14 protein-coding genes are annotated in these 12,457 nt (G+C 46.5%); 8 read left to right on the plus strand and 6 right to left on the minus strand.

Going from position 1 to position 12,457, the window contains the following annotated elements:
• Positions 1-45: 45 nt before the first annotated feature.
• From rpmG to radC, 3 genes are all read right to left on the minus strand, one after another.
• Positions 46-213: a 50S ribosomal protein L33 gene (gene rpmG, locus LZT21_RS03650; RefSeq protein WP_233925077.1), complete on the minus strand. Its 168-nt coding sequence runs from the start codon at positions 211-213 to the stop codon at positions 46-48.
• 11 nt (positions 214-224) lie between these two features.
• Entirely contained in the window at positions 225-458 is a 234-nt protein-coding gene (rpmB, locus tag LZT21_RS03655) for a 50S ribosomal protein L28 (RefSeq protein WP_233925075.1), read from the minus strand.
• 137 nt (positions 459-595) lie between these two features.
• Complete coding sequence (gene radC, locus LZT21_RS03660) at positions 596-1,285, minus strand: DNA repair protein RadC (RefSeq protein WP_370634764.1); 690 nt, start codon at positions 1,283-1,285, stop codon at positions 596-598.
• Positions 1,286-1,315: 30 nt separating this feature from the next.
• Between radC and LZT21_RS03665 the strand changes: the two genes are divergently transcribed.
• From LZT21_RS03665 to LZT21_RS03695, 7 genes are read left to right on the plus strand one after another with little or no spacing between them, the layout of a single operon-like run.
• The gene (locus LZT21_RS03665; protein WP_233925072.1) at positions 1,316-1,765 is read left to right on the plus strand and encodes a peptidylprolyl isomerase; all 450 of its coding nucleotides are present in this window, start codon (positions 1,316-1,318) and stop codon (positions 1,763-1,765) included.
• A complete protein-coding gene (gene ispH / locus LZT21_RS03670; protein ID WP_233989239.1) occupies positions 1,766-2,707 on the plus strand; it encodes a 4-hydroxy-3-methylbut-2-enyl diphosphate reductase in 942 nt (313 codons plus the stop codon). It abuts the gene before it with no gap.
• Positions 2,708-2,728: 21 nt separating this feature from the next.
• Positions 2,729-3,922 carry a branched-chain amino acid ABC transporter substrate-binding protein gene (locus LZT21_RS03675; RefSeq protein WP_233925070.1) on the plus strand — a complete coding sequence of 398 codons (1,194 nt, stop codon included), beginning with the start codon at positions 2,729-2,731 and terminating at the stop codon, positions 3,920-3,922.
• 8 nt (positions 3,923-3,930) lie between these two features.
• A complete protein-coding gene (locus tag LZT21_RS03680) occupies positions 3,931-4,866 on the plus strand; it encodes a branched-chain amino acid ABC transporter permease (protein WP_233925069.1) in 936 nt (311 codons plus the stop codon).
• A gap of 19 nt (positions 4,867-4,885) precedes the next feature.
• Complete coding sequence (locus LZT21_RS03685; protein WP_233925149.1) at positions 4,886-5,941, plus strand: ABC transporter ATP-binding protein; 1,056 nt, start codon at positions 4,886-4,888, stop codon at positions 5,939-5,941.
• Positions 5,911-6,702 carry an ABC transporter ATP-binding protein gene (locus LZT21_RS03690; protein WP_370634766.1) on the plus strand — a complete coding sequence of 264 codons (792 nt, stop codon included), beginning with the start codon at positions 5,911-5,913 and terminating at the stop codon, positions 6,700-6,702. Before LZT21_RS03685 ends, LZT21_RS03690 begins: the two co-directional genes overlap by 31 nt.
• Complete coding sequence (locus tag LZT21_RS03695) at positions 6,699-7,409, plus strand: ABC transporter ATP-binding protein (protein WP_233925068.1); 711 nt, start codon at positions 6,699-6,701, stop codon at positions 7,407-7,409. Before LZT21_RS03690 ends, LZT21_RS03695 begins: the two co-directional genes overlap by 4 nt.
• 4 nt (positions 7,410-7,413) lie before the next feature.
• On the opposite strand, the gene LZT21_RS03700 is transcribed toward LZT21_RS03695, so the two are convergent.
• Positions 7,414-8,601 carry an acetylornithine transaminase gene (locus LZT21_RS03700; protein WP_233925067.1) on the minus strand — a complete coding sequence of 396 codons (1,188 nt, stop codon included), beginning with the start codon at positions 8,599-8,601 and terminating at the stop codon, positions 7,414-7,416.
• Positions 8,602-8,637: 36 nt separating this feature from the next.
• Positions 8,638-9,735, minus strand: a complete 1,098-nt coding sequence (locus LZT21_RS03705; RefSeq protein WP_233925066.1) for a CDP-6-deoxy-delta-3,4-glucoseen reductase — start codon at positions 9,733-9,735, stop codon at positions 8,638-8,640.
• Between the two features lie 37 nt (positions 9,736-9,772).
• Here LZT21_RS03705 and LZT21_RS03710 point away from each other — a divergent pair, with 37 nt between their 5' ends.
• A complete protein-coding gene (locus LZT21_RS03710) occupies positions 9,773-10,681 on the plus strand; it encodes an SDR family oxidoreductase (protein WP_233989240.1) in 909 nt (302 codons plus the stop codon).
• On the opposite strand, the gene LZT21_RS03715 is transcribed toward LZT21_RS03710, so the two are convergent.
• On the minus strand, positions 10,644-12,446 hold the full coding sequence (locus tag LZT21_RS03715) for a glutamine--tRNA ligase/YqeY domain fusion protein (RefSeq protein WP_233989241.1): 1,803 nt from the start codon (positions 12,444-12,446) through the stop codon (positions 10,644-10,646). The genes LZT21_RS03710 and LZT21_RS03715 overlap by 38 nt on opposite strands.
• Positions 12,447-12,457 lie beyond the last annotated feature (11 nt).

The raw sequence follows: 12,457 nt of genomic DNA on the forward strand, positions 1-12,457 counted from the left end.
CCGCATCGTTGATTAACTTTGCGGGTTTTTTATTGCCAAACTAAATTACTTTAGTTTTGTTTCTTTATAAGGCACATGCTTGCGAATCGTGGGATCAAACTTCGAGATCTCCAATTTTTCAGGTTTAGTGCGCTTGTTTTTTGTGGTGGTGTAAAAGTGTCCAGTACCAGCTGAAGACTCCAACTTAATTTTTTCTCTACCGCCTTTAGCCATTTTGAACTCCCTTAAATTTGGCCACGAGCACGTAAATCAACGAGTACAGCATCGATGCCATTCTTGTCGATTAAGCGCAAACCAGCAGTGGTCAAGCGTAAGCTAATCCAGCGGTTTTCTGATTCAATCCAAAAGCGACGATTTTGCAAATTTGGCAAAAAGCGACGCTTCGTTTTATTGTTTGCATGGGAAACATTATTGCCAACCATCGGCTTTTTCCCAGTGACTTGGCAAACTTTTGCCATGACACGACTCCTTAATTGCGAAAAGGGTAGATTGTATCAGGCAAAGGGCTAAATGGGCTAGTCCCTTCATGCTTTTATAGAATGGAGCGGGCAGTGAAGGCATTTTTGAGTCTAAGAAGTTAGTGTTTACTTTCATTTTAATCCTTATTAATTAAGCCTGAATCTAAAAAGGAGAAAAAACCGGCATGACTCACAATGCAGTGGTCAAGCAGGGGAATATCAACTAATTGCAAGGCAGTATGCAGGGCTTTCGTCAGGGCGATGTCGGCTGCGCTCGGCAAGGGATTGCCGCTCGGGTGATTGTGAGCCACGATCAGGGCGCTGGCATTTCGGTTTAAGGCTTCTTTTAAAATTTCGCGAGGGTAGACAGCGGTTTGTGTAATGGAGCCTCGAAAGAGCTCTTGGCACTCGATTAGGCAATTTTGTGAGTCGAGGTAAAGACAGAGAAACACTTCGTGCGGCAGATGCCCAATTTGGGTTTGTAGAAAGGCCTTTAGCTGCTGCGGCGAGGTCAGTGCAGCACTAGTGTGAATGTCCTCCTCTAGGCTTCGTTTAACCAATTCATAGGCAGCCTGTATTTGTGACCATTTTGAGAGGCCAATGCCGTGGTGCCGGGAAATCTCTTCGAGACTACAGGTTAAAAGTGCGGCCAGGCTACCGAATGCCTGCAATAAATCATGCGCTAAAGCCACGGCACTTTTACCGCGCACGCCCACCCGTAAAAAGATTGCCAGAAGTTCAGCATCACTTAAGGATTGGGCGCCCTCCAAACGCAATTTTTCACGTGGCTGTAGGGCTATCGGCCATTGCTTAATAGCCCCCTGCACCAAAGGGGCAGGCGTCGCTACAATTGCAGAATGACTAAAACTCAGGTTATGCCCAATTCCTACTTGACCTTGAACTATCGTTTGGGATTGCCCAACGGGGACAGTTTTGTAAATACCTTTGGCGATCGGCCGGCGACCTTGCTTTTGGGTTCGGGTCAATTTGCACCTTGTTTTGAAAATGTTTTAATCGGACTTCAAGTGGGTGAACATAAAACGACAGTGATTCCACCAGAAGCAAGTTTTGGGTTGCGTAACGAAGAATTGGTGCAATGGGTTTCTTTGGCCGCACTACAGAAAAATGCCAAAGCAGATGCGCCTGCATTTACGGTGGGTGATGTAGTGGAATTTAATGCCCCGAATGGCGCCCAATATGCGGGTGTCATGCAGTCGATTGACTCTGGAGGGGCTTGGTTTGATTTCAATCATCCCTTGGCAGGAAAGCCCGTTACCTTCGAAGCACAAATTATTGCTATTCTTTAAATGATGAATTCCGATTCCGACCAAATTATCTTGGCGCAGCCACGCGGTTTTTGTGCTGGAGTAGACCGTGCAATTAATATCGTTAATGAAGCATTGCAACGCTTTGGGGCGCCAATTTATGTGCGTCATGAAATTGTGCACAACGTGTATGTGGTCGAAGAGCTGCGTACAAAAGGCGCAATTTTTGTTGAAGAGCTTGCCGAAGTACCAAAGGGCGCAATCGTGGTGTTTAGTGCCCATGGCGTTTCGCAAGAAGTGCGGCGCGATGCAGCAGCGCGGGGCTTGCAAATTTATGATGCCACTTGCCCTTTGGTGTCGAAAGTGCACGTTGAAGTTGTCAAGATGTGTAAAGACGGGTTTACTGTATTGATGATTGGGCATGCCGGTCATCCTGAGGTAGAGGGCACAATGGGCCAAGTGAATGCAGGTATCTTTTTAATTGAAAGTTTGGCCGATGTTGCTAAACTGAGTTTTCCAGCCCAGACCAAGTTAGCTTTTGTTACCCAAACTACATTATCAGTAGATGAAACGAAAGAAATTGTTGATGCATTAACGCAGAAATTTCCACAAATCATAAAACCCCGCAAACAAGATATTTGTTATGCCACTCAAAATCGCCAAGATGCAGTGAAATTTATGGCTCCGCAAGTCGATGTTGTTATTGTGGTGGGAAGTAAGATGAGTTCGAACTCGAATCGCTTGCGTGAATTGGCTGAAAAACTTGGGGTTCCAGCCTACATGGTTGACTCCCCCGATCAATTACAGGCCAATTGGTTCGTTGGTAAAAAACGGGTTGGTCTGACTGCTGGAGCTTCTGCCCCCGAAACCTTAGCGCAGGCAATTGTGCAACGTATTCAGGAATTGGGACCAAGAAAAGTGCATTCTTTACCGGGGGTAGTGGAAGATACGGTTTTTTCTTTGCCAAAAAGTTTAGTCGATTAATTCAAATTAGGAGTGACCTATATGCAAGCTTTATCTCAGCGTCTTACCTTTCGCCAAATCACTATTGCAGTGAGTGCCATTGCCTGCATATCTCTTTTGGGCGCCTGCGGCAAAAGCGATAAAAAAACGGCTGCAGCAGTTCCAGCCGATGCCACTGAAGTGAAGATTGGGCACGTTGCGCCTTTAACTGGACCCATTGCCCACCTTGGTAAGGACAATGAAAATGGTGCACGTTTGGCAATTGAAGAAATTAATAAAACCGGCTTAATGATTGAGGGTAAAAAAATATTCCTGACTTTAGTACCAGAGGATGATGCTGAAGATCCAAAGACCGCTACCCAAGTCGCGCAAAAATTAGTCGACAGTAAGGTGGTTGGAGTCGTAGGCCACCTCAATTCTGGCACCAGCATTCCTGCTTCAAAAATTTATAGCGATGCAGGTATTACCCAAATATCACCTTCGGCAACCAATCCTGAATATACCAAACAAGGTTTTAAAACGACTTACCGTTTGGTGGCGACAGATGCACAGCAAGGGCCTGCGCTCGCTAACTATGTTACACAAAAACTACAAGCTAAATCGGTTGCCATTATTGACGATGCCACTCAATATGGCAAAGGCTTGGCTGATGAGTTTGAGAAAACCGTAAAAGCCGCCGGCCTTAAAATTGTGGCTCGTGAAGCTAGCAATAATAAGGCCACTGATTTCAAAGCTATTTTGACCAAAATTAAAGGGTCCAAACCTGACGTGATTATGTATGGCGGCATGGATGCGACTGGCGGGCCTTTGGCTAAACAGGCTAAAGAGTTAGGCATTACCGCTAAGATCGTGGGTGGCGATGGTATGTGTACTGAAAAGTTAGCCGAGTTAGCGGGTGACGCAGTGGTTAATGTAACTTGCTCAGAGGCTGGCATGGCTCTGAGCAAAATGGCCAATGGCAATGATTTTCAAAAGCGTTATAAAGAGCGCTTTAATACTGAAGTGCAAATTTATTCCCCCTTCACCTATGATGCAGTTTATGTTTTAGTAGATGCAATGAAGCGCGCGAAGTCAACTGCTGCGGATAAAATTTTGTTAGTCATGCCCGATACCCAAATGAATGGCTTAACCGGTAATGTGGCCTTTGATAAACAGGGAGATTTGCAGCATGGCGTTATTTCTCTTTACGAATATAAAGATAAAAAGAAATCGGTACTTGATATCGTCAAGATGTAAATGGGCGGATGGAAACATTCCTCCAGCAACTAGTTAATGGTCTAGTTTTAGGGAGCATTTATGCCTTAATTGCCTTGGGTTACACCATGGTTTATGGCGTACTCGGCATTATTAACTTTGCCCATGGTGAAGTGCTAATGATCGGCGCTTTGGTTTCACTCACTCTAATTCAGGGCCTGATGGGCTTTGCCCCTTTCTTGCCTGGCTGGTTGGTATTAGTGTTGGTCTTGCCAATCACCATGGCAACGTGTGCCGCGCTCAGTTACACGATCGAGCGAGTAGCTTATCGGCCATTGCGGAATGCACCACGGCTTGCGCCACTGATTTCAGCTATCGGCATGTCGGTTTTATTGCAAACTATTGCCATGATGGTTTGGTCACGTGACCCGCTGATGTACCCGCAGTTGTTGCCAGCGCTACCGATTCAATTATTTAATAGTGCGGTCACAATTACCGGTAAAGAGCTCGTTATTATTGCCGTCGCTTTTTTAGTGATGTGTGCTTTATTACTCTTGGTCGAGCGCACGCGCTTAGGCCGTGCCATGCGGGCAACAGCCGAACAAACCAAAATTGCCGCACTCATGGGGGTTAATCCCAATCGGGTTATTTCGATTACCTTTATGTTGGGTGGCGCTTTGGCGGGCTTGGCTGGTGTCATGATAGCGACCAACTATGGCAATGCAAATTTTTATATGGGCTTCATACCAGGTCTGAAAGCATTTACTGCCGCAGTTTTAGGCGGCATTGGTAATATCCGTGGGGCGATGCTTGGGGGGCTACTATTAGGTTTAATTGAATCGTTAGGAGCTGGTTATATCGGCGATTTAACTGGTGGCGTATTAGGCTCTAATTACCAAGATATTTTTGCTTTCATAGTGCTCATTGTGGTCTTAGTATTGCGTCCGAGTGGATTACTGGGCGAACGAGTTTCCGATCGTGCTTAATTTTATTTCCCAGCGGCGCATGTTTTTGTGGTTGGCAATGTTAAGCCTCCTCATTTTGCCTTGGTGCGTTGGATCTGTTGGCGGTAATTACTGGGTGCGCGTGCTGGATTTTGCTTTGCTCTATGTGATTTTAGCGTTAGGTTTAAATGTTGTAGTGGGATTTGCTGGTTTACTCGATTTAGGTTTTATCGCATTTTATGCCTTGGGCGCCTATACTTTTGCGTTACTGGCATCGCCTCATCTAACCCAATCGTTTGCGGCGATTGCCGTATTATTTCCAGAAGGTTTGCATAGCCTCATATGGCTTGCTTGTTTGATTGGGGCAGTCTTAGCGGCGACATTTGGCGTTATTTTAGGCGTGCCAACGCTGAAACTACGGGGCGACTATCTGGCGATAGTCACTTTAGGTTTTGGTGAAATCATTCGCATTTTTTTAAATAATTTAGATCGACCCATGAATCTCACGAATGGGCCTAAGGGAATACGTGCAATCGACTCAATCGAACTCTTTGGTATTTCTTTTGCTAAATCATTAGACCTTGGTTTTATCCAAGTACCCGCTTTATATTTAATTTTCTATCTCTTTCTCGTTTTAGCATGTATTGCTACAGTAATCTGCATGCGTTTACAAAATTCGCGTATTGGCCGAGCTTGGGTTGCCATTCGTGAGGATGAAATTGCCGCCCAAGCAATGGGGATTAATACGCGCAATTTAAAATTATTGGCGTTTGCCATTGGTGCTTCATTTGCGGGAGTGGCTGGCGTTTTATTTGCTTCTTTTCAAGGGTTTGTTTCACCAGAGTCCTTTACCCTATGGGAATCGATTGTGGTTTTAGCGATGGTAGTTTTGGGTGGTATAGGCCATATACCCGGAGTGATTTTGGGCGCCGTATTGCTAGCCATTTTTCCCGAAGTGTTGCGTGGGGTCGTGCAACCCCTACAAAATGCGCTGTTTGGGCATGTCCTGGTTGATGCAGAAATTATGCGCCAATTGATTTATGGCTTGGCTTTAATTTTGATTATGCTCTATCGCCCCAAAGGAATATGGCAAAAGCGGGGAGCATCTACGTCATGAGTGTGTTGCTCGATGTTACTAACGTATCAAAATTTTTTGGCGGAGTACACGCTTTAGATAACGTTGGTTTAAGGGTGCCAAGCGGCAGTATTGTTGGTTTAATTGGCCCGAATGGCGCAGGCAAAACCACCTTTTTTAATCTAATAACGGGTCTGTATTCTGCTAATAGCGGGCTCTTTCAATTTAACGGCCAATTTTATTCGCCTCATTCAGTAGCCCAAGTAACGCAAGCAGGAATAGCCCGGACTTTTCAAAATATTCGCTTGTTTGGGGCGATGACTGCTTTAGAAAATGTGATGGTGGGGTGCCATTGTCGTTCATATACGGGGGTAATTGGTGCTATTTTGCGGGGTCGACAGGTGCGGCAGGAAGAACGGGCAATTAGAGAAAAATCGTTTGCGCTCTTACGCTATGTTGGTTTAGGCGATTTTGCTGATCATACTGCCATCAATTTATCGTATGGGCATCAACGCCGCTTAGAAATTGCTCGCGCTTTAGCTACTGACCCTTTGTTATTGGCGCTCGATGAGCCTGCAGCGGGGATGAATGCGACTGAAAAATTAGCTTTACGTGAATTACTGTTGCAAATTCGGGTTGATGGCAAAACCATTCTATTAATTGAACATGATGTTAGTTTGGTGATGGGTATCTGCGATAGCCTCACGGTATTGGATTACGGCAAGACCATTGCCGTTGGGAGTCCAGCTGAGGTTCGTAACAGTCCTGCAGTGATTAAAGCCTATTTGGGTAATAGCCCATGAATATCTTGGAAGTTAGCGGCCTAAAAGTGAATTATGGCGGCATATCTGCTGTCAAGGGCATTGATTTTTATATAGAGCAAGGGGAAATGGTGGCTTTAATTGGTGCTAATGGCGCTGGCAAAAGCTCAACCCTCAATGCCTTATCAGGAATCGTTCCTGCAAGTAGTGGCGAGGTTCGGTTTGCGGGTCACATCGTCACGCATCTACCCGCGTATGAACTAGTCAAACAGGGCTGCAGTTTGGTACCCGAAGGACGTGGCGTATTTAAACGTATGAACGTCTTCGAGAATTTACAAATGGGCGCTTTTCTACAGGAAAATCCAGCTGAATTTAAGCGCCTTTTAGATCAGGTTTACACTTTTTTCCCGCGCTTAGAAGAGCGCAGCACGCAAATGGCTGGCACGCTTTCTGGCGGAGAACAGCAGATGGTAGCAATGGGCAGGGCGCTAATGGCGCAACCGAAATTATTATTGTTAGATGAACCATCAATGGGTCTAGCACCACTGATGGTGGAAACCATTTTTAATGTGATTCATTCTTTAACTAAAACTGGAATCACCATTTTATTGGTAGAGCAAAATGCGCGTTTAGCCTTGCAGCTTGCCCAACGAGCTTATGTCATGGAAAGCGGACTGATTACCTTGACTGGATCTGGTGCAGAGCTCATGGCCGATACCAGAGTCCGCCAGGCCTACTTGGGCGAATAAGGGCTTAAGCTAATTGCTTGAGTAATCCGCGTAGCATTGAAGCCATTAAGCGAATGTCGTCGTCACTGGTATTGAGGGCGGGCATAAAGCGCAATAAATCAGGCTGTGGAGAATTAATCAACAGTCCTACTGGATTTTGATCACGAGCCATTTCTACTAATTTAGGGCCAATCTCACGGCCCAACATTAAGGCCCGTAACAGACCCATGCCGCGCTCACCTTCTAACTGAAATTCTGCAACGAGTTGACGCAATTCATTACGCAATAACTCGCCTTTGGCCTGTACTTGCGCTAAAAATTGGGGAGCTAATAGTTGTTCAACCACACTAATACCTACCGCTGTCATTAGGGGGTTGCCATTGTAGGTGCCACCTTGATTGCCAGCGACAAAGCAAGCTACGGCATCGGTCGCCAAGAGGGCAGCAAGGGGTACACCACCACCAATCCCTTTACCCAAAGTCATGATGTCGGGCTTAATGCCAAATTGTTCATAAGCAAATAAGCTGCCGGTTCGCCCGCTGCCCGATTGCACTTCGTCTACTATCAATAAGATATTGCGCTCTTGCGTGAGTTGGCGTAAATTTTGCATAAATTCAGGCGTACAGGGAATCACGCCACCTTCACCTTGTACCGGCTCTACCATTACTGCCACGGTATTATCGGTAATGCAGGCAATGACCGAGCTCAGATCATTGAGATTGGCCTTCGGAAAGCCAGCGACCTGGGGAGCAAACATGCTATCCCAGCCCGGTTTGCCAGAAGCACTCATCGTAGCTAGAGTGCGCCCATGAAAGCCATGATCAAAGGTAATAATTTCAAAGGCGCCTGCTTTATTGAGTTGCCCCCATTTACGCGCTAGCTTAATCGCGCCTTCATTTGCTTCAGCGCCACTATTGGCAAAAAAAACTTTATCAAAACAACTATGTGCAGTGAGTAAATTTGCTAAACGCAGCATGGGTTCGTTGTAAAACGCCGGGCTAGGACTAATTAATAATTTGGCTTGGGTATTTAGCGCCGCAATCATGCCAGCGTTAGCATGCCCCAAGCAATTTACGGCCCAACCTTGCATAAAGTCGAGATAGCGCTTGCCGTTTTGATCGGTTAGCCAAGACCCCTCACCTTGCACCATCACCAATTCTGGGCGTGGGGTGATAAACATAACGGCGGCTGTATTAAGCGGTGTATTGGTCATGAGGCGAGAGCAGTAATTGAATTAAATAAAATTGAATTATGAAACGGTTTCATCTAAGCTGCGCGATAAATCGGCGGCACTGGTGAACGAGTCGGCAAAAAATTCGGCTTCAGGTAATTGGCATTGGGTAATAAAGTCACTTCGCGCTGCATTGACCATGATTGGTGCCCCACAGGCATAAACCTGCATGGCCTTCAGACTAGGATAATCAGCCATCACCGCACGGTGCACAAAACCCGTTCGCCCTTGCCACTGGTCGGTTGGTATTGCATCTGAAACAACGGGAATATAGTGAAAGTCGGGGATGGTGCTTGCCCAGCTTTTACACAGTGCATCAAGATAAAGATCGGTGGGTCGCCGGCCACCCCAATAGAGGCTGATAGGCCGCTGAATTTTTTTGGCAAGCATATGTTCAATGATGGCCTTAATGGGGGCAATACCCGTGCCTGCTGCTAAAAAGAGGATGGGTTTAGTCGATTCTTCACGCAAAAAGAAACTACCTAAGGGCCCTTCAAAACGTAAAATGGCTTTCTCTTGCAAAAATGGGGTAGGCAAGGCGCTGGAGCTAGTGGCGCCGCTACTAGGCTGATTGTGTCCAAACACAAAATCAGTAAAGATGCCGCCTGGCAAATGTCGAATTTGCACTTCAAGCGGTCCATCGTGTTCGGGAGCAGTGGCTAAAGAGTAAGCGCGGCGCTGACCATCTTTAAGTAAAAATTCAATATATTGGCCAGCTAAATATTGAAAGCGTTCAGCTGCCGGCAGTTGTAATTGCAAAATTGCCACATCAGTGGTGGGGCGGGTAATTGTGTTAACGCGACAGGGCACTTTACGAACGGGTAAATCACTACCCCCTTGTACTTCACGTACTTCAATCATGAGATCGGCTGTAGCTTGTGCACAGCAAAACAGACTCATACCCGCTAATTCTTCAGCGCGACTCAAAGCGCTCTCACTATGTTCGCCATGCTGTACTTGGCCTGAAATCACTTTTCCCTTACAAGAACCACAGGCACCATTCTTGCAGCCGTAAGGTAAGTTAATTCCTTGGCGTAGGGCGGCCTCTAAAATAGTTTCATCTTGGTTGACCATAAACTCCTTACCGCTAGCTTTCAGTGTGACGCGATGCCCCAAAACCCATTCCTTTCAATAAATCGGTACGATATAACTCATGCGTAAGGCCACCCACCCATTTGCTAAGCCTAGACTCCTGATCGTGGGATGTGGAGATATAGGGCTAAGAGTTGTTAAGCAGTTAGCACCGGCTTTTCATATTTTTGCGCTAACTTCTCAGTTAACGCGTTTTCCAGCATTGCGAGAAGCAGGAGCACTGCCTATTTTGGGTAATCTTGATCAGCCTGAGAGTTTATGGCGTCTGAGTGGATTAGCAGAAACCGTCATTCATTTAGCACCACCGCCTAACTCAGGTAATCAAGATCGCCGAACCCGCAATCTACTGCGAATTTTAGCCCAAGGTGGCGGTGTCGTCAGGCGCTTGATTTATGTCAGTACCACAGGGGTATACGGTGACGCCAATGGCTCTTGGGTGCATGAAACAAGCCCTATAGACCCACAAAGTGAGCGGGCTAAGCGCCGCGTCGATGCGGAGCAGGTATTGCGGACTTTTGCTTTAACTCAGCGGGCAAGGTTGACGATTTTGCGGGTGCCTGGTATTTACGACCTCAACCGATTGCCCATCGAGCGCCTGAAGGCGGGAACCCCCGCTTTATTAGCCGCTGAAGATGCTTATTCAAACCATATTCAGAGCGATGATTTAGCCCGCCTGATTTGCGCGGCAGTATTTCGTGGGCGTCCCCAGCGCATCATCAATGCTTGTGATGGTGAAGAGCTGAAAATGGGCGATTATTTTGATCAAGTTGCTGATGCTTATCAGCTTGAGCGGCCGCCACGTTTAACGGCTGCCGCCGTCAAGGAAAAAGTAAGCCCAATGCTCTGGTCGTTTATGCGTGAGTCACGGCGGGTGAGTAATTCCCGGCTGAAAGAGTTAAGGATAGCCCTGCGCTATCCCAACGTCGCCAGTTTTATTTCCAAGTATCCTTTAGTGCCACCGTCCGATTAAAGACAGGCTTTCCAACTTGTGAGTCGATGGCATCCGCTATAAAGTAGCCATGACGTTCAAACTGAAAGCGCTCGCCGGCTTGTACATTTTTCATGCTCGGTTCGAGGTAAGCGGTAATAATCTGTTTTGAATGTGGGTTAAGGTAGTCGAGGAAATTATTTTCACCGCTGTCGGGTTGGGGGGTCGTAAACAGGTGATCATACAAGCGCACTTCAACTGGTAGGGCATCAAGCACACTGAGCCAGTGGATATTACCCTTCACTTTATAGTTGTCTGAGCCTGGGGTACCACTCTTGCTATCGGGAAAATAACGCGCGTTCACTTGTTTTACCTGGCCATTGCTATCCAATTCAACTCCAGTACATTCAATCACAAAACCATGGCGTAGTCGCACGCGCCCACCAGCTTGGTCATTGCTGGGCGGATAAAGTCGAAAAAAGCCCTTCACGGGTTCGAGCATAAAGTCATCGGCCTCGATCCAAACTTCACGCGTAAAGTTAAATTCACGTTTACCCCATTCAGGATGATGCGGATGACGTGGGGCCGAGCAGGCTTCAGAACCATTTTCAGGAAAGTTTTCGATCACTAGTTTTAACGGTTTTAGTACCGCAGTAGCCCGCGGCGCCTTGGCATCTAGGTCATCTCGTAAAGCCTGTTCTAAGGTACTCATATCGATCCAGCTGTCGGCTTTCGAGACGCCAATTCGTTCACAAAATAAGCGGAGACTTTCAGGGGTATAGCCGCGCCGACGAATACCCACAATGGTTGGCATCCGTGGATCATCCCAGCCATCAACACATTTTTCTGCGACTAATTGCAGTAATTTACGTTTACTAGTGAGGGTATAGGTTAAATTTAGGCGCGCAAATTCGTGCTGATGCGGTAGCGGCTCGCTAAAGACGCCGGCTTCTTTTAAGGCGTTCAGAATCCAATCGTAGAGCGGTCGATTATTTTCAAACTCTAAGGTACAAATCGAATGTGACACGAATTCGAGGGCATCAGAAATGCAGTGGGTGAAATCATATAAAGGATAAATACACCATTGGTCACCAGTTCGATGGTGATGCGCATGGCGAATGCGGTAAATGACTGGATCGCGCATGACGATATTGGGGTGTTGCATCTCAATTTTTAGACGAAGCACATGCTGTCCATCGCTAAACTCACCCGCCCGCATCGCGCGAAAAAGTTGCAAATTTTCTTCTACACTGCGATTACGATAAGGACTATTTTGTCCCGCTTGATTAAAATTGCCCCGTTTAGCATGAATTTCATCGGCTGTTTGGCTATCAACATACGCTTTGCCATGTTCGATTAAAACTTCAGCAAATTGATAGAGCTGTGCGAAATAATCACTGGCGTAATGCAAATGGGTTTGACCATTTGCCTCCCAATCAAAACCAAGCCAGCGTACCGCATCTAAAATGCTATCGACGTATTCAACATCTTCTTTTACTGGATTAGTGTCATCTAAGCGCATATTGCAACGCGCACCCCCTGCGCGTGATTGATATTCAGCAGCTAGACCAAAATTGAGACAAATACTTTTAGCATGCCCAATATGTAAATAGCCATTAGGCTCGGGAGGAAAGCGGGTAATCAGTGGGGGTAAGGCATTACCGTCAGCATCGTGACGAAGTGGACGCTGTTGGTATAAGGGTTGCGCTAAATCGTGCTCGATAATTTGGCGAAGAAAATTAGAGGGTTCAGCGGCTATCGCTTTTGTCTTATTAGAGGTGGTATTTTTAGGGCTTTCTGGTGACATTCGCTAATTGT

This window comes from Polynucleobacter sp. IMCC 30228 (assembly GCF_021395205.1).
Classification (GTDB): domain Bacteria; phylum Pseudomonadota; class Gammaproteobacteria; order Burkholderiales; family Burkholderiaceae; genus Polynucleobacter.